This window comes from Ruegeria sp. D3, assembly GCF_056534465.1.
On record NZ_JBQFPK010000021.1, the window covers coordinates 36993 to 53704 of the forward strand.

At 53.4% G+C, this 16712-nt stretch carries 16 protein-coding genes; 10 read left to right on the forward strand and 6 right to left on the reverse strand.

What is annotated here, in order from left to right:
- Positions 1-27: 27 nt before the first annotated feature.
- The 3 genes from ACR0DX_RS21325 to ACR0DX_RS21335 form a co-directional block, all read right to left on the reverse strand.
- Positions 28-1647 (reverse strand): choline dehydrogenase, encoded by a 1620-nt coding sequence (locus ACR0DX_RS21325; RefSeq protein ID WP_170356281.1) that lies wholly within the window; start codon positions 1645-1647, stop codon positions 28-30.
- A gap of 114 nt (positions 1648-1761) precedes the next feature.
- Positions 1762-2706: an alpha/beta hydrolase gene (locus ACR0DX_RS21330; protein WP_480847315.1), complete on the reverse strand. Its 945-nt coding sequence runs from the start codon at positions 2704-2706 to the stop codon at positions 1762-1764.
- Positions 2707-2786: 80 nt separating this feature from the next.
- On the reverse strand, positions 2787-3503 hold the full coding sequence (locus tag ACR0DX_RS21335) for a sterol desaturase family protein (protein WP_170356279.1): 717 nt from the start codon (positions 3501-3503) through the stop codon (positions 2787-2789).
- 108 nt (positions 3504-3611) lie between these two features.
- Between ACR0DX_RS21335 and ACR0DX_RS21340 the strand changes: the two genes are divergently transcribed.
- Positions 3612-4571: a LysR substrate-binding domain-containing protein gene (locus ACR0DX_RS21340; RefSeq protein ID WP_480847329.1), complete on the forward strand. Its 960-nt coding sequence runs from the start codon at positions 3612-3614 to the stop codon at positions 4569-4571.
- On the opposite strand, the gene ACR0DX_RS21345 is transcribed toward ACR0DX_RS21340, so the two are convergent.
- The gene (locus ACR0DX_RS21345) at positions 4560-5603 is read right to left on the reverse strand and encodes an AraC family transcriptional regulator (RefSeq protein WP_170356277.1); all 1044 of its coding nucleotides are present in this window, start codon (positions 5601-5603) and stop codon (positions 4560-4562) included. The two genes, ACR0DX_RS21340 and ACR0DX_RS21345, sit on opposite strands and share 12 nt — an antisense overlap.
- 101 nt (positions 5604-5704) lie before the next feature.
- On the opposite strand from ACR0DX_RS21345, the gene ACR0DX_RS21350 reads away from it, so the two are divergent.
- The 9 genes from ACR0DX_RS21350 (at position 5705) to ACR0DX_RS21390 (ending at position 12100) form a co-directional block, all read left to right on the forward strand.
- Positions 5705-6154: a hypothetical protein gene (locus ACR0DX_RS21350; RefSeq protein WP_170356276.1), complete on the forward strand. Its 450-nt coding sequence runs from the start codon at positions 5705-5707 to the stop codon at positions 6152-6154.
- 13 nt (positions 6155-6167) lie between these two features.
- A complete protein-coding gene (locus ACR0DX_RS21355; RefSeq protein ID WP_480847318.1) occupies positions 6168-6596 on the forward strand; it encodes a hypothetical protein in 429 nt (142 codons plus the stop codon).
- An 18-nt stretch (positions 6597-6614) separates the two neighbouring features.
- Positions 6615-8078, forward strand: coding sequence for a coniferyl aldehyde dehydrogenase (locus ACR0DX_RS21360; RefSeq protein ID WP_170356275.1), 1464 nt, complete (start codon positions 6615-6617; stop codon positions 8076-8078).
- A gap of 63 nt (positions 8079-8141) precedes the next feature.
- Complete coding sequence (locus tag ACR0DX_RS21365; RefSeq protein ID WP_170356274.1) at positions 8142-9371, forward strand: NADH:flavin oxidoreductase/NADH oxidase family protein; 1230 nt, start codon at positions 8142-8144, stop codon at positions 9369-9371.
- A gap of 36 nt (positions 9372-9407) precedes the next feature.
- Positions 9408-9872, forward strand: coding sequence for a GFA family protein (locus tag ACR0DX_RS21370; protein ID WP_170724794.1), 465 nt, complete (start codon positions 9408-9410; stop codon positions 9870-9872).
- 25 nt (positions 9873-9897) lie between these two features.
- On the forward strand, positions 9898-10635 hold the full coding sequence (locus ACR0DX_RS21375) for an SDR family oxidoreductase (RefSeq protein ID WP_170356272.1): 738 nt from the start codon (positions 9898-9900) through the stop codon (positions 10633-10635).
- A gap of 12 nt (positions 10636-10647) precedes the next feature.
- Positions 10648-11244, forward strand: a complete 597-nt coding sequence (locus ACR0DX_RS21380; protein WP_170356271.1) for a 2-hydroxychromene-2-carboxylate isomerase — start codon at positions 10648-10650, stop codon at positions 11242-11244.
- Positions 11245-11336: 92 nt separating this feature from the next.
- Positions 11337-11927: an antibiotic biosynthesis monooxygenase gene (locus ACR0DX_RS21385; RefSeq protein WP_170356270.1), complete on the forward strand. Its 591-nt coding sequence runs from the start codon at positions 11337-11339 to the stop codon at positions 11925-11927.
- A 26-nt stretch (positions 11928-11953) separates the two neighbouring features.
- Complete coding sequence (locus tag ACR0DX_RS21390) at positions 11954-12100, forward strand: hypothetical protein (RefSeq protein ID WP_170356269.1); 147 nt, start codon at positions 11954-11956, stop codon at positions 12098-12100.
- A 792-nt stretch (positions 12101-12892) separates the two neighbouring features.
- Here the strand turns inward: ACR0DX_RS21390 and ACR0DX_RS21395 are convergent.
- Both ACR0DX_RS21395 and ACR0DX_RS21400 read right to left on the reverse strand, forming a co-directional pair.
- Entirely contained in the window at positions 12893-14908 is a 2016-nt protein-coding gene (locus ACR0DX_RS21395; protein ID WP_480847323.1) for an acyltransferase family protein, read from the reverse strand.
- Positions 14909-16256: 1348 nt separating this feature from the next.
- Positions 16257-16712, reverse strand: a 456-nt coding sequence (locus ACR0DX_RS21400) for a glutathione S-transferase C-terminal domain-containing protein (RefSeq protein ID WP_480847325.1), incomplete at its 5' end; no start/stop codon positions are given.

Sequence of the window (16712 nt, forward strand, 5' to 3'; positions counted from 1 at the left end):
GCACCGCGATCGGCGCGCAGTTTTGCGTTAGCTTGCGGCCTTAATCATGTCGGCGGCTTTTTCGGCGATCATCATGGTGGGCGCGTTGGTGTTGCCTGAGATCAGGTTCGGCATGATCGACGCATCGACCACGCGAAGTCCCTCAAGCCCACGTACCCGCAACTGCGGATCTACAACGGCCATGTCATCGGTACCCATCTTGCAGGTGCCCACCGGGTGATAGATCGTGTCTGCACGTGAACGGATGTGTTTTTCCCAATCCGCATCCGTCTTGGCGTTTTCGGTACCGAACATCTCTTTCTTGCGGTACTTCGCCAGTGCCGGAGCCTCAAGAATCTCCCGCGTTAGTTTCGCGCCCTTGATCATCGTTTCAAGATCGCGGTCATCGGCCAAAAAGGCCGGATCAATGGCGGGCATGGCGAAGGGGTCCGCACTGTTCAGCGTGACCGAGCCCCGGCTTTCAGGGCGCAGTTTGCACACATGGCAGCTGAAGCCGTAGCCATAATGCAGTTTGCGTGAGTGGTCATCGACCAGCGCGATGGTGAAGTGCAGCTGCACGTCAGGGCGATCCAAGTCAGGCGAGGTTTTCAGGAACGCCGCGCCTTCGGCAAAGCAGGTGGCCGCCATCGATACACCGGTTTTGCGCCAGCGGTTTAAGTGACCCATCAGCTTCATGCCGCCCAAAAGGCCAATGCCGAAATTGTTGGTATCAGCCGATTTGTAGGCCAGCGTGAAGTCCATGTGATCCTGCAGGTTCTTGCCCACACCGGGAAGGTTGTGACGCACCTCGATCCCGTGCTTGTCAAGATCCGCGGGGTCACCAACGCCGGACAGTTGCAGCAACTGAGGTGTCTTCAGCGCACCGCTGCACAGCAAGACCTCGCGCGCGGCTTTGATCTCGATATCCTTGCCCCTGCCATTTTCCTTGTAAACCACACCTGTCGCGCGTTTGCCGTCAAAGGTCAGACCCTTGGCATGGGCTTTGGTGATAACCGTCAGGTTCGGTCGATCCATGACCGGAAACAGATAGGCTGCAGCGGCCGAACACCGTTCGCCATTCTTGGCTGTGTCGTGGAATTGCGTGACCTGATAGTAACCGACGCCTTCATTGTCGCCGGTGTTGAAATCCTTGCGTTCGCGAATTTGGAGTTGCTTGGCGGCCTCAATGAAATCCTGAGTAACTGGACGCGACTCTTTTTGGTCCGAGACCTGCAGGGGACCCGAGCCACCGTGCATGTCATTGCCGCCATGCTCATTGTTTTCTGACTTTTTGAAGTAGGGTAAAATGCTGTCCCAATCCCAACCCTCACAGCCCAGATTTGCCCATTCGTCGTAATCCTCGCGCTGACCACGCACGTAAAGCATGGCGTTGATCGCGCTGGAGCCACCCAGAGCCTTACCGCGCGGCTGATAACCTTTGCGCCCGTTCAGCCCCGGCTGCTCGACGGTTTCAAACACCCAGTTATTGATCTTGGCGGGCTTTCCCGGAAGCATGGCCACGACAGCGGCTGGCATGCGGACAAGGATACTATCCCCACTGCCGCCCGCTTCCAGCAAACAGACAGTAACGTCCGGGTTTTCCGTGAGACGGTTGGCCAGCACACATCCCGCTGAACCTCCACCAACTATCACATAATCAAACTGCATCGCATTCCTCCCTGTCGCCAAAATGGTCAAAGGGTTCTCGTTGCAATAGCGTTGCATCGGTCAATTGTTTGACACTTTCGGCCATTCAATTGCTCTACGAACTCGGATCGCTGCTCACACCGAGCAGTAACTGTCCACCATGCGCGCGAATTCGGTAGAAACCCAAAGGTGCACTTCACGAGCCTGAGGCGTTTGCGGGGCGCTGTCTTCCATCGCATGGAAAACCCCGTCAAATGTGCGGAAGGTGACGCGGCAACCCGCCTGTTTCATCCGATCGGCCATTAATTCGGCCTCGGCCCGAAGTATGTCTAAATCACCGACATAGCCAAGTGCAGGCGGCAGGCCTGAGACATCTTCGGCCAATGCCGGAACCGCGTAGGCCGGGATGTCGTATCGCTTTTGCGACCGCAGTTCGCGTAGCAACAAGTGCCATGCAAGTACCCCGTGTTCGCGCGTCCACGTGATCTTGTTCCTCGGCAGCTTGGTCCAATTGGACGCGCGGTCATCGATCATCGGATAGAACGGCATTATGAACGCGATCTTTATGTCTCCGGAATCCCGCGCGCGCAGAGCTGTCGACAGAACCAGCCCACCTCCCGAACTGTTACCGGCCAGAATAAGGTTGTCTGCGTTGCCACCCAATTGCTCTGCATTGTCACGTACCCAGAGTAAGGTATCATAGCAATCGTCGTGTCCCGCGGGGTAAGGCGCTTCAATCGATAGTCGGAAAGCCGGGGCAACTATGATGCAGGGCCGCGATACCATTAGTCGGTGAAAAAACGCGTGATGGCGTTCCGGCCAACCGGTCGCGTACCCACCGCCATGGAAGAATACAACGATAGGTAACGGTCTCTTCGCGTTAGCGGGCTTGTAGACCCGTATCCGCACCTCGCTGGTTCCGTCCTGTCGCGGTATCAAGACGGTTTCGTTAACGGCATTATCCAGTTGTTTGTGAGCGGCTTTCTTTCTTCCCTGTGCCGAGAGTTTTAGGCCTAGGGGGCTTTTGATCAGCCGCATTGCCACCTTTTGGCCGAAAGGCCGAGGGTCTGAGGTACTCATTTGTTTTCCTGAGTGTCTCAACCGATCTACCACTTCTGGGCGGCGGGCAAAGCGCGCCGGCCAGAAACGTATCCATTCGGTTATTGAGGCTGAGGTTTCGCGTCGCCCTTCGACGGTTTTTGCTCGTCATTCGCATCGAAATAGAGCGTACCGAAAATCCAGTCGAACAGAGGAAGCGTGATGTTAAAATTACCTTCGACCATCAGGTCGCGATTGTGGTGCACGGCGTGGAACAAACGCAGATATGTCCAGCCGGGGATCAGACGAAAGACGCGTTCGGTCACTGACCCTCGCTGCAAGTGGTAGCTGAAGTGCAGCACTTCATACAGAAGGTAGCAAGACGTCATCGTGATGAAGAAAAGATAGCCGTAGTTGCCACCGAAGATGAAGTAAGACACCAGACCTCCGGGGATTGAAATAGCTACAGTTGTCAGGACGAGCAGATAAATCGGGAAGATCACGACCCGCCAATCCAGAACCATCTGATACTCCATGTCAGTATCAACGAAGAAGGTATGGTGGTCGCCAGTATGGCGTTGGTAGAACAACTTAAAGAGCTTGGTTTTGTGATGCCCCCAATAGTTGTGAGACGCCCATTCGCCCAGATTGTAAGCGATATACGTCATCACAACGAACCATAACTGGTACAGTTTGAAATCGACCAGTTTGGTCGTTCCCCACCAAATCAGCGATCCGGCGCCAAGCACCACGACGGACAGATGCAAAAGGCCGCTGTAATTTGGGCTTACGCCGGCACGGTATTTGGCGCGAAACTTTTCTCTTGCCTCGTCATTCATAACTGGGTCCTCCCTAACTAAAAGTTGCCAGTCAGAATACGGAGATTTGATATATCCTCTAATTTATATTACTTAAGGATATTATCACTGCATGGAATAACGGGGTTAATGCTCAGAAATCACGACCTGAATTTGCTTCCGATCTTCGATATTTTGATGCGCGAACAGCATTTATCCAAGGCGGCAGAGCGCCTGAACATGAGCCAACCTGCGGTCAGTAATGCGCTAAAGCGGCTGCGTCTTGGATTCGATGACGAGTTATTTGTACGCACGGGGCGCGGCCTTAAACCGACGCAGCGGGCTTATGATTTGCACACTCAAATCGCGCCAGCGCTCATGCAGATAAGAAGCAGTTTCGAGGAGCAGGATTTTTCTGCCGAGACGTTTTCTCGAACCATCGACGTTTCAATGAATCACGCGGTTGAACATATCTGGGGGCCGGCTTTGATGGACCAGGCCCGCAGCAAGGCGCCTAATCTGAAGTGGAAAGTACACCCCGATTACCTGGACGACATCCCCGGACGTTTGAAAGATGGGCGGTTAGGATATGCAGTCGAATACACATCTATTCCAGAGGAGCACTATGACTCGTTGCTGCTGTTGCGGGAGTCTCTGACGCTTATCTGTGCAACCGATCACCCCTGCGCTTTAACCGGTGTATCGCTGGAAGAGTTTCAAACGCTGGCGCAAGTTTCACTGGTGCGCAGGTCAGGAATGGTCCGCAGCCAGAATAGTCGCCGAACCACGCCCTTGGAGTTCCTGTTGGGAAACGCTCTGCCAGCCCGAAATATCGCTTTGCAAATGTCGAGTTTTGTTTCGATTCCACCGGTTGTAGCAGCAACCGACCTGATTGCCGTCGTACCGACCCGTCTGGCTCGTCCCTTCGTGGATGCTGGTGAACTGGCTTCACACAACCTTCCATTTGACTACCCCGAAATTGAGGTGCGCTTGTACTGGCACAAGAGCCGAAACACTGATCCGGGTCACGAATGGCTTGTGGAATTGCTGGCGCAATCAGCAGCAACGATTAGCGAAACCCAGAACCTGCAGGGTCAACTAGCCGATTAACTTTTTTTCTCCGTAACGCGATGAAGTCTTCAGACTGCCGGGTGAATAACCGTACTTCTTTGTAAAGGCTCTTACAAAGCTGGAGGGTTCAGAATAACCGGTTCTCCACGCGACCGTTGAAACATCCAGGCCAGCCGTGCTGAGCAATTCGTGCCCGATAGCCAGTTTGGCTTCAGTGTGGATCTTTCTAAAACTGGTGCCCTCTTGTGCCAGGCGACGGCGCAGCGTGCGTTCACTGGTTCCGAGTTTGGACGCGATCGAAACGATTGTTGGATCGTTGTTCATCTCTAGAAGCGTCGCTTCGCGGACTTGTGCCGTCATTTCTGGAACATCAGAGTCCTCTAAATTCAACAGGCTCCTACACTGCCGCAGACAACTCTCCATCGTGGCTGGGTTGTGTTGAGGCAACGGCAGATCCAACAGCTTGTTGGACAGCACAATGGCGTTCTTGTCGCAGCCCAGCTTAACGTTGACACCCAGCATGGACTTGATTGCTTCGGCAGTTTTCGGGTCATCCAATGTTGTTTCGAACGTTACCTTGGACAGTGAAAACTTTGGAAGAAACTGCGATGTGAAGTTGCTGATGACAGTTAGGTGCCGTTCCAGAACGAAGCCTTCGACCGATTTCGGCAAGCCGCGGATGTCTAAATTCAAAACCGGTGGGTCTTGAAGCTCGTTCAACCGCAAGCGGGCGATCAGGAAGGACAAATTCGCAAAGTCCATCGCGGTTTTCAGCCCTGCGCGAACTGTTGGACTGCTTAAGATCGCATATCCCCATATTCCAAACACTTCGGGTCGATACCGGCGTCCAATCTCAATCCCCATACCCGGGCGCCCCGGTGCGTACTTGATAAAGTTGGCAATCGCAGAAACTTCCTGCCCAAGGGTTACTGTTGCTTCGTTCTGATAGAGGTCGAACGTCACAAGCCCGGTTCCTTCAAGACACTGTTCAGCAGTCACACCATAATTTGGCGCTTCTTCGCACAGAATGCGGATGCTTCCTGGGGACCGTTTCTGGGACTCATTTTGCATGTTCGGATGCTAGCCACCTTGGCCGATAATGTCAAAAAGATGTCCGCTGCCATCATCCAAATTTGAACCCCAAAACCCAAGATTACTGGCAGGAGGACATCATGCGATCACTCATTGCCATTCAGGAAGGTCAGATCTCACTGGAGCAGATCAAAGCGCTCGAAGAGGTCGTGCGCAAGCTGTACGCCGAGCATATTTGCGACGACAAGCTGACGATTATCTGGAACGTCGCCGCCAAGCAGCACACGATCACGGATCGCAGCTGGTCCCGGTCTTCGACTGTCTCGATGGAAGTTCCGGACGGTTTCGAAACGCAGCGCCGCGAAGCCTTCATGCTGGAGGTTGATAAATGCTGGCGCAAGATCACCGGTCAGCACCCTGATCAGGTGTCGGTGGGCGCATTCGATCAGTCCCGCTATGGCGACATTCTGAAGGGGAACCTGACGCGATTATCGCCGTGGGGGCGCTTTACCTATCTATTCAAGCTGTTTTCGCGCGCAATGATCTCGAAGATGCGGCACGGCGTGATGATCACGCAGTTCAATCAATAGGGGAGGAATTGAAATGCCGCTTTATACACTTGCATCCAAGAAACCGTTCCCCGAGCAGATCCGTTTTGACATCGCACAGGTCATCACCGACGTGCATTGTGGCCTGACTGGCGCGCCGTCCGAGTTCGTGAACGTGGTTTTCATGACCGGCTATAGTATGCGCCGCGGAACTGTTTTGGGCGTGAACGGCAACGTTCGCATGGGCGGAGACCGGACCGCCGGTCTCTATGAAAAACTGAACGAGCAGATGCACACGCGGGTCTCCGAGGCGGCCCAGCTGGACAAAAGCAAGGTGCTGGTCACGCTGATCGGCATCGAATCCAACTGGGTGGTCGAAGGCGGCATGGTTCTGCCCTTCCCCGGCGACGAAGCCGACTGGTTGGAGCGCAAGAACGCCACCCATGCCGCAATGGGGATCGGCCCCGTCACCGATTACGTTTAAATCCCGGAGGGTTTGACAATGTCCGCACCGCACCTGACACCCGTTTCGTCGGAAATACCTGATCTGGAAGCGCTGCTTCTGGCGCAGAAAAAAGCTTATCTGGCCGATCCTATGCCTGATCGGGCGGCTCGGGTGCGGCGTCTGGACAAGCTGCACAACGCGCTGATCGACAACAAGGCGCGCATCATCGCGGCGGTCAGCAAGGATTTCTCGAGCCGGTCGGCGGCTGAAACCGAACTGGCCGAGATTATGCCACTGCTGGACGGCATCGCCTTTTACCGCAAGCGCCTGCGCAAGTTCATGAAACCACAGCGCCGACATGCGCCACTGACCCTGATGCCTGCTAGCATTCAGGTGCAGTATCAGCCCGTGGGCGTGGTCGGCATCGTGGTGCCGTGGAACTTCCCGATCTTTTTGGCCCTGTCGCCGCTGGTTGGCGCGCTGGCTGCGGGCAACCGCGCTATGCTGAAATCATCGGAATTTGCACCGGCCTCGGGCGAACTGCTGAAAGAAATCATCGCCGATATCTTCTCTGAGGACGAAGTAACCGTTGTCACCGGTGGTGTCGAGGTCGCGACCGAGTTTACCAAGCTGCCGTTCGACCATCTGGTGTTCACCGGCTCGACTCAGGTTGGCAAGATCGTGATGAAGGCCGCGGCCGACAACCTGACGCCGGTTACGCTGGAACTGGGTGGCAAATCGCCGGTCATCATCCACAAGGACTTCCCGATCAAAGAGGCCGCCAGCCGGATCGCGTTTGGGAAAGGTATCAACGCCGGTCAGGTTTGCGTGTCGCCCGATTACATCCTGTGCCCGCGCGACCAGGTGAACGCCTTCTGCACAGCCTTCGCAGATTCAATGAGCAAAGCCTACCCGACCCTGCGCGACAATCAGGATTATACTGCGATCATCACCGACCGCCAGAAGACCCGCTTGGAAGGCTATCTGAAAGACGCCGAGGCAAAAGGCGCCGAGCTGATCACCATCAACCCCAAAGGCGAAGATTTCAACAACACCCGCAAGATGCCGATGACTCTGATCCTGGGCGCGACTGACGAGATGCTAGTGCTGCGCGAAGAGATCTTTGGCCCGATCCTGCCGGTGATCCCGTACGACTCGATTGATGAGGCCGTGGCCTATGTCAACGATCGCCCGCGTCCGCTGGCCTTCTACTACTTCGATTGGGACAAGAGGCGCGCCAATGACATTCTGGCCCGCACCCATGCGGGTGGTGCCTGCATCAACGACACCATGTCTCATGTGATGGCCGATGACATCCCGTTCGGCGGCATCGGTCCGTCGGGCATGGGTCACTATCACGGTGAAGAAGGCTTCCGCAATTTCTCGAAAGCCAAGGGCGTGGTCCGCAAAGGCCGCATCAACGCTACCGCTTTTGTTGCCCCGCCCTGGGACAACTTCATGTTCAACAGCCTGAAAAAGCTTCAGGCGATGCGCTTCAAGCGCCGCAATATCAAGGAGTAAGACCCGATGGTTGCTGCTCAGAAAATAGAAACGAACGAAATGACGATTCAAGGAAACACGCAAATGGCAACGCTTGGGGATTCCCTGACGCTGAAATCAGGTACGGTTCTGCGCAACCGGATCTGCAAGGCTTCGATGAACGAAGCGCTGGCAACACCGGAAGGAAAAGTGACACCGGCGCACGTATCGCTGTACGGAGCCTGGGCCAACAGCGGCGCAAGCCTGCTGATCACCGGCAACATGATGGTTGACGGCAAGCACATGAACGAACCGCTGGTTGTTGACGCTCTGCTGGATACCAACATGGATCTGCTGCGCAAATGGGCCGCCACCGGCAAGGCGACCAACACCCATATCTGGCCGCAGCTGAACCACCCGGGCAAGCAGTCGCCCAAAATGGTCAACGACGCACCGGTTGCACCGTCGGTCGTGCCGATCCCGAACGAAATGTTCGCCCCCCCGCGCGAGCTGTCCGATTCCGAGATCGAGGACATCATTGACCGGTTCGCCGAAGCCGCCGCCCGTCTGGAAGAGGCAGGTTTCACCGGCGTCCAGCTGCACGGCGCGCATGGCTATCTGATCGGCCAGTTCCTGTCGCCGCATCACAACCGCCGCGAAGACAAATGGGGTGGCAGCTTTGACAACCGCTTCCGCTTTGTCGAAGAGGTCTACAAACGTGTCCGTGCCCGTACCGGCGACGGTTTCAACGTCGGCATCAAGATCAACTCGTCCGACTTCCAAAAGGGCGGCTTCACCGAGGAAGACTCGATCGAAGTGGCCAAGCGTCTGGACGGTCTGGGCATCGACCTGATCGAAATCTCGGGCGGCAGCTGGGAAAACCCGGTTAACCGCAAGGGCAAGCAGGAAGTCAAAAAGGAAAGCACCCTCAAGCGCGAGGCGTATTTCCTGGAATATGCCGAAAAGGTAAAAAGACAGATCTCGACCCCTTTGGTCGTGACCGGTGGTTTCCGTTCTTCCGAGGGCATGAGCGAAGCTCTGGCAACCGGTGCTCTGGACATGGCCGGTGTGGCCCGTCCGTTTGCGGTAGATCCCAAGTTCGGCCAGCACGTTCTGCAGAACCCCAAGCACGTTTCGCATGTTGCGCCCATCCGTTCGGGTCTGAAGAAGATCGACGCAATGGCGATCATGGAGATCAGCTGGTACACCATGCAGATCGAACGTATCTCGCAGGGTAAGAAGGTGCAGACCAAAGCAGATGGCGTCTGGCCGGCGCTGCGAGTGATGTACCGGTTCTGGAAAAACGGCAAAGCCGTCAAAAAGGTTCGCGCCTGATCTCGCAGAACCCTGCTCGCAACATGGGAAGGTTAGATGACACATTCCAACGGCATCTGCAGCTGCGGGCAGGTTCATTTCAAAATTCAAGGTCGCCCGCTGTTTCGGGCGATCTGTCATTGCACCATCTGCCAGCGGTTCAATGACGCCGAATATGGCGATATCCTGCTGTTTCGCGCTGCAGACGTGGATCAGGCCGGCTGCGGTGAGATTTCATATGAAACTCTGCGCCAACCGCCTTTGCTAGCGCGTGGCAAATGCACCACTTGCGGCAATCCTGCGCTGGAAAAGCTGAACATGCCGCTGTTTCCCAAGCTAATGTTGGTACCGTCCGCCCGCATGGTCGAGCAAGGTGATCTGCCGGATCCGGAATTCCACATCTTTTACACTCATCGGGTTCGCGACGCACAGGATGATTTGCCGAAGTCCAGCGGCTATTTGCCCAGTCAGACCCGGTTTGCGACCCATTTGCTGCGCGGTTTGATGCGTGGGCGCGGTTGACAATTCATTCAAGGAGGAGAACAGGATGCAGAATCCCAAAGGCGCCTGCCTGATTATCGGGGCCGGGGACGATACCGGTTCGGCCATTGCAAGGGCTTTCGCGGCAGAGGGTTTGACCGCCTGTGTCGTGCGCCGCGACCGTCACGCCGATGCGCTGGAAGAGCTGGCTGCCTCGATCCGTGCCGAGGGTCATCAGGCCCGCGCCTATCCCGCCGACGCGCGGGATGAGACCGAGATGCACAACCTGATCGACAGGATTGAGGAAGAGGTCGGCCCGATCGAGGTCGCCGTTTTCAACATTGGCGCGAATGTGCGGTTCGGCATCACCGAAACCACGCCGCGCGTCTATCGCAAGGTCTGGGAGATGGCCGCCTTTGCCGGATTCCTGATGGGCCACGAAGTCGCGGCCCGGATGCTGCCGCGCGAACGCGGGACGATCATTTTCACCGGCGCGTCGGCCAGTATGCGCGGCAATGCCGGGTTCTCGGCCTTTTCGGGCGCGAAACACGCGTTGCGGGCGCTGGCGCAATCCATGGCGCGCGAGTTGGGGCCGAAAAACATCCACGTGGCCCACACGGTGATCGACGGGGCCATCGACAGCAATTTCATCCGCGACCATTTCCCGGATGTGGACCAGATGCGCGATGAAGACCGTATCCTGAAGCCCGAACATATCGCGCAAAACTATGTGATGTTACACAAACAACCCAGAACCGCGTGGACGCATGAGCTAGACCTGCGTCCCTGGAAAGAAAGCTGGTAGTCGGAGCGAACCATGTCAGTTCAGGTTGACTTTATCTACGACTTCGGAAGCCCCAATGCTTACCTGGCCCATCGTCTGGTCAAGGGCATTGAGGAGAGAACCGGCGCGACGTTCAACTATATCCCTTGTCTTCTGGGTGGGATTTTCAAGGCAACGGGCAACCGGTCTCCGTTTTTGATGTTCCAGAACGTCAAAGGCAAGCTGGACTATGACCGCATTGAGTTCGAACGGTTTATTCGTCGGCACAAACTGTCTGAGTTCCTCATGAATCCCCATTTCCCGGTCAACACGCTGCTTATGATGCGGGCAGCAGTAGCGGCCGAAATTGACGGATTCCAGGACAACTACATCGCGGCGGGGATGGCAGCGATGTGGGAAAAGGGGCTCAAAATGGATGATCCGGATATTTTTGTCTCGGCCATGAACGATGCAGGTGTCGACGGACAAACACTGTTGGCGCGCGCAAATGAAGACTCAGTGAAAGAGCACCTTAAGAACAATACAAACGCGGCTGTTGAGCAAGGTGTCTTCGGCATCCCCACCTTCTTTATCGAAGAGGAGATGTTCTTTGGTAAGGATCGATTGGAACAACTGGAAAGAGAGCTTTAGGGCCTCGCAAGCGCGAGACAGGCATTGTGGGTGGCAGACCGCCGCCGATCAAACAACGCTCTTGAACCTCAAAACAGGTGACTTGATTCACAATGACTGATGACTTGGCAGCCCATTCGGACACACAGAACCACCCTGTGACGATCTCTGTATCCCGAAAGGTGGTACCGGGGCGCGAGGCTGAATTCGAGGATTGGATCCGTGGCGTCGCCGAGGCAGCATCGCATTTTGAAGGGCAACAGGGATTGAGCATATTGCGCCCGTCTGACCAGACCGGCGGTCGCTATGTCATGATATACCGTTTCGACAGCTACGAACATGCCGCAGCTTGGGAAACGTCGCCTGAGCGATCCCAGTGGATTGCAAAGCTGGAAGGGATATCCGACGGCGATGCAGATCGCAAAAGCGAAACTGGCCTCGAAGTGTGGTTCGATCTGCCCGAGGTCCCGGCGACCGTTCCGCCACGCTATAAGATGGCTGTCCTGTTGATCGTTGTTATCTTTGCTCTTGTTTTTGCACTACAGGTTTTCCTCGTTCCCTTTCTGGTTGGCTGGCCGCGTTGGGCACAGACGCTGAGTATCGTCACCATTCAGGTTGTGTCGATGACATACGTGATAATGCCAATCATAACTGTGCTGCTGAAACCCTGGTTGTTTCGCAACCAAACTCAGGCAATCAGATAAAGCATCTTGCTGGGGTATATCACATAATGACCGACCACATATCCTCACTTGCTGATTATCCGAACTCCTTCTGGAAACGGTTCAAGATCACGACGGTCGTTCTTGATGGCTTTCACCATGTAAACAACGCTGTCCATCTGAAATGGATGCCACCGTTTGGGAACATTGCCTGAAGTCAAACACTCAACTCGTTTCTGAAAAGAAGTTTGAATTGAGGTGCCTTCTAATGTCGAACGTTCACCGCTTTTCTGGTCCAACTATGGCGGTTGAGTCAGGTTCGTGTGACGTTCAACAGGAAATATGGAATGTCACTGATTTTTGACGCCATCAACAGCCAAAACTTCAATAAATCTGCAAATCGCGTCGTTTGTTTCTAACCCAAACGTCAAGCATTTCTGGCTCAATTTGAATAGCGCTCCTTCATCAACGCTGCAGGTAAGGTCTTTATTTAGCCCAGTAGAGGTGAAAAACTCCGAATTTTCTCGCTCTGAGATTTTCTTAGAAATTTGAAACATGGTAAAACTCGTGCCGAGTCATGCTCAAAAGGTCATGAGCAACACATACAGCGCCGCATTGATGATTTGATGCCCACTTGGCCGAAGTCTCGTGGCGTCGTTCCTAGGCCTGCTCATCCACTGACTTTCACCCAAAACTGAGCTTTTCAACGCTATCAACTCGGAGCAGAAATCCAAAAAGACAAAAACACCGTCCCGGATTAATCCGTAGTGGTCCGGACAACTTCAGAAAGTCGCTGAAAATGGAACAAAGTTCGGAGCATGTGTGCGGAGTTTGGCATGAGGACCATTTGCCGTTTTTCTTATCTAAATAGCGCCGCTTACAGTTTTGTTTGAGGTAGTACTTAATTGTGCCAGACGCATAGCATGCGGGCAGACGGGACTTCTTTCTTAAGCTATGACTAACTAACCGACGGCGCACACGCATTGCAACGAACCTGCTTTGCTCATTTAACCGCGGTTACTCCCCTTAATTGCGCGTAAAGATTTTTGAATTTCTTTGACGATAATAGGTGCTACAAGTCGGGCTCCAGCGTTGCTCATATGATCATCGTCATGATAGTAAATGCCGTATTCATCGGCATTCAGACAACGCATCGTCTCGTGGTTACAGAGCGACTTTTGAACTTGCGCACCAAATACGTTAGGTATTTCCAAAGTAAGTCGGTCAAACAGTGAATTAACGTACGATGTACGTTCAATGTAGGCAGCGTAAGATGTGGTAATGGTAGCATTTCCATCATCAAAGAGAATTTTTTTCAAACCGTAGCTCGGAACATTCCAGCCTGCTTCTGGAATAGGATACACGAGTACAACACTAAAGTGATTTGCAAGGTCTCGTATACTTGTCTCAATTCTCTCAATAACACGCACACGCCTTTCATGATCATCCCACTTGCTTTCGGAGCGCTCGAGCAAGTCAACCCAGACAAGTCCCCCTTTTTCCACCCCGCCTTCGGTATTGTCGAAGCGACTTCCATCAAGGAATATCTGAAACCGTGATGCGAGTACCACGGTGCCGATACCCTGTTCTTTGGCCCACTCAAAAGTTCCAGATAGGAAGTCTTGACAGCTAGATGCACCCTCTGCAGTGAAACGTCGGAAACCCAGCAAAGGCAGACAACTTTGATGCGACACCGAATAATATCCGACACCGGCACGGTCTAAGGCCTGGCCTACGCCTCCTCTAAGTGCGTTTGAATGACTGTCGCCGATAATCAGCACGTCAATTCCTATGCCACTCGTTGAGGCACAGTGTGAAACAGGATGCTCTAATTTATTGCCGCCATTATCAAAAAGACAAGATAGGTCCAATGTATCCTTTTCCGCTGCAACAAAGCGCGTAATTTCTGGGCCCCATCGCCATTCGAAACCACTGCCGAGATGCCCTGCCAATCCAATCGCCAAAAAAGCAGCACCACTCGCTGCGAACACGCTACGCTGGGTTACAATTTTGAAGTTACCAAGTTTTCTGACCGGCTGCTCTACCCAATACCATGTTGAATATGCCAAAATCAGGGACACAATAACCAGCAATGACATCACAATATGACTTGGTTCTGTAAGGCTGCGCAGTCGTGCAAATGCGAACACCGGCTGATGCCACAGATATGCGCTATACGAAATCAAGCCGATACCGACAAAAACGCGTGTCGATAGCAATCGGGCAGTCCAAGTGTTCTTGTCCGCAAAGAGAATAATCAGAGCCGTGCCTGCCACAGGTCCGAGAGCAAAGACACTAGGGAAAGGTGTACTTTCATCATAGTAGAATATTGCAAACACAATTAGAGCCAGTCCAGTGGCGCTAAGTAAACTGCTTGACCGCTGCTTCTGGCCAAAGGTTAGAAAAGAACATATTGATCCTGCCAAAAGTTCCCAAGCGCGAGTTGGTGCAAGATAAAAATTTGCAATTGGAAAGCGACGCGCACCCCATTCAGTCAGAAAAAAGCTGAACGCGGCTATCGCAACTATGCTCCAAAAGACCTTATTTCTCCCGAACCGCCATGCCAGCAGCAAAAAGACCGGGACAATGAGATAAAACTGCTCTTCAACTGCCAAGCTCCAAGTGTGGAGTAGAGGCTTCAACTCAGCGGCGGCGCCAAAGTACCCGCTTTCCTGCCAAAACAGTATATTTGAGCAGAATAAAATCACAGCAATCAAACTTTGTGCAAAGTCCATTAACTGCGATGGCAACATCCACATATAGGCGAAAGGCAGGCAAGCCAGCATCACAACAAAAAGCGCCGGCAATATTCGTCGCGCTCTGCGTTCATAAAAGCGTAAAATAGAAAAAGAACCCTGCTCCAGCTCACCAATCAGTATGCTTGTAATCAGATAGCCGCTGATGACGAAAAAAACGTCAACGCCCACGTATCCACCACTGAACACGCTAAAGCCCGCATGAAACAAAATGACCGGCAGCACAGCAACAGCACGCAAACCGTCAATCTCTCTTCTATACCGCATAACTCCTCAAGAACTTTGCTACTTAAAAGGCTTAAATTATTGTAGTAAGTTTAAAAAGTTAAACCTTTCAGCAACCTCTACGCCGCTGCTCAAGAGTCTTGCGTCAAAAAATTAGCCGAACTCCAACGCAAGCGCTGAAAAACTTCACTTTTTCCTATCTGATATATTTCCCAACCCCTAGTCGCACTCAAAACGGCGTTTCCGCGACCGTTTAGTTGCATTTAAAAAAGGAAAACATGAGGTTTCCATATCTCCCCCTGTTTCAAGGCAAACGCTTCGGCATCGAAACGCATTAATACAGTACCTTTGGCCCGGTGAAACAGGCGGATGAGGGTCCGACATTCGTACGCCACGCAGGACGGGTGTCCCAAGTCGTCATGACTGAGGATCTGTTCGACGCGCTTCGGCCAGACCCGCGACGTGCCTAGGGTATTTACGAAATGACACTCCGCGAGGAGCTTCTCCCATTTGAAGCTTTGAACAGGTCAATCGCCGAGAATGAGGGTGACGAGAGTTGGAAGTCTGACGTCAATCCCGGCCTAGGCGGTCCGTCACAGCGTCTGAAATTTCGCGACCCATGGATGTTTGACGGTCCAAAAAGAATATGAACGTCGGGGTATGGGTGATATGTGAAGCGATCTCTGGTTGAGTAATCAGCCCCCCTGCGGTGCCAACACATCATCACTTTATTCTGCCTACTAGCGGACATTGATCCTGTACATAGAGAAACCCAGCGATGAGCCGAGATTGCAGTTCTTCTGCATTGCCGCGAGTGCCTACTTATGAAAAAGCCGACCAAAAGTGACCTCTTTCAAAGAGCCAAACAGGGGTTGCTCAGACGGGTTAAGTCGCCCGCAGTGTCCTCTGATCGCCTTTCCCAAAACGGAGCGCCAGCTGACCTGATCGAATTTGCTTTGAGTGCAATTATGCGTTGTGCTGAAACACAGGCTGCTAGAATGGTCATCTCCGGGAAGTCCAGAAGGTTTACCAGCCGTTTGATTCCATCGTGCGTGATTCAGAAAATAGGGTGTAAGTCTTGATCTGCGAACCGGCAGAGCAGGTGTTACGCTTGGGGAATCGCTCGATAGTTACGATTGACGCTTTCTACTTTAAGGCGACCCTTGCTTCTACCTTGTCGAACGCCTGTTTCGTACAGTTTCTACAAGGCCCCCACTTCGTTTTCTGCTTCACACCTCGAAGGGCGGCTTTGAACAGCGGCGTTGCAGTACCCGGCTCAGCTGGGCGTCGACAAAGACCTCCATAGCAGACGCTCCGCAGCTCGAAATGCTGCGATGCAGCATTGATAAGGCTCCAACGGCCGCAAAGGGCCGAATATGATCTGCTGCATTCAGCCGTTAAACCAAATCGGCGCTTCGTCTTCTGACCAAGTTGCATACTTTTTCATCACCAGCAAAAAAGCTTCACTGTCTAGGAACTGATCCAACCAAGCGATTAAACTTGGCCACTTCTGTGCATCAAACCAAGCCCTGTCTATATGTGCAAACTGGCGAACAAATGGCAGAAGTGCTAGATCCGCTAGGGTGGGTCTATCCCCAAAAAGCCAGGCCCGCCCAACTAACCGTTCGTTGAGGTCAAGCAAGTAGCCCATCGCTTTCTTGCGTTCCTCATCGAAGTCTAGATCCGGATAACGCGTAGCGTATTTGGTGTGATCCAGTGCTGTTTTGAACGGGCCATCATTTGCCGAAATTAGGTCCCAGCCTTCAGAGGGCATGTCCAAAAGCCGCTGCGGGTCATTTTGTTGGAGCGCCCAAACCATGATTTCCAAGCTTTCATCTATGACTTT

What these genes read in the sequence shown, in the direction of transcription:
- ACR0DX_RS21325 (WP_170356281.1), bottom strand. Translation starts at nt 1,647, where the DNA reads ATGCAGTTTGATTATGTGATAGTTGGTGGAGGTTCAGCGGGATGTGTG.
- ACR0DX_RS21330 (WP_480847315.1), bottom strand. Translation starts at nt 2,706, where the DNA reads ATGAGTACCTCAGACCCTCGGCCTTTCGGCCAAAAGGTGGCAATGCGG.
- ACR0DX_RS21335 (WP_170356279.1), bottom strand. Translation starts at nt 3,503, where the DNA reads ATGAATGACGAGGCAAGAGAAAAGTTTCGCGCCAAATACCGTGCCGGC.
- ACR0DX_RS21340 (WP_480847329.1), top strand. Translation starts at nt 3,612, where the DNA reads ATGCTCAGAAATCACGACCTGAATTTGCTTCCGATCTTCGATATTTTG.
- ACR0DX_RS21345 (WP_170356277.1), bottom strand. Translation starts at nt 5,603, where the DNA reads ATGCAAAATGAGTCCCAGAAACGGTCCCCAGGAAGCATCCGCATTCTG.
- ACR0DX_RS21350 (WP_170356276.1), top strand. Translation starts at nt 5,705, where the DNA reads ATGCGATCACTCATTGCCATTCAGGAAGGTCAGATCTCACTGGAGCAG.
- ACR0DX_RS21355 (WP_480847318.1), top strand. Translation starts at nt 6,168, where the DNA reads ATGCCGCTTTATACACTTGCATCCAAGAAACCGTTCCCCGAGCAGATC.
- ACR0DX_RS21360 (WP_170356275.1), top strand. Translation starts at nt 6,615, where the DNA reads ATGTCCGCACCGCACCTGACACCCGTTTCGTCGGAAATACCTGATCTG.
- ACR0DX_RS21365 (WP_170356274.1), top strand. Translation starts at nt 8,142, where the DNA reads ATGGCAACGCTTGGGGATTCCCTGACGCTGAAATCAGGTACGGTTCTG.
- ACR0DX_RS21370 (WP_170724794.1), top strand. Translation starts at nt 9,408, where the DNA reads ATGACACATTCCAACGGCATCTGCAGCTGCGGGCAGGTTCATTTCAAA.
- ACR0DX_RS21375 (WP_170356272.1), top strand. Translation starts at nt 9,898, where the DNA reads ATGCAGAATCCCAAAGGCGCCTGCCTGATTATCGGGGCCGGGGACGAT.
- ACR0DX_RS21380 (WP_170356271.1), top strand. Translation starts at nt 10,648, where the DNA reads ATGTCAGTTCAGGTTGACTTTATCTACGACTTCGGAAGCCCCAATGCT.
- ACR0DX_RS21385 (WP_170356270.1), top strand. Translation starts at nt 11,337, where the DNA reads ATGACTGATGACTTGGCAGCCCATTCGGACACACAGAACCACCCTGTG.
- ACR0DX_RS21390 (WP_170356269.1), top strand. Translation starts at nt 11,954, where the DNA reads ATGACCGACCACATATCCTCACTTGCTGATTATCCGAACTCCTTCTGG.
- ACR0DX_RS21395 (WP_480847323.1), bottom strand. Translation starts at nt 14,908, where the DNA reads ATGCGGTATAGAAGAGAGATTGACGGTTTGCGTGCTGTTGCTGTGCTG.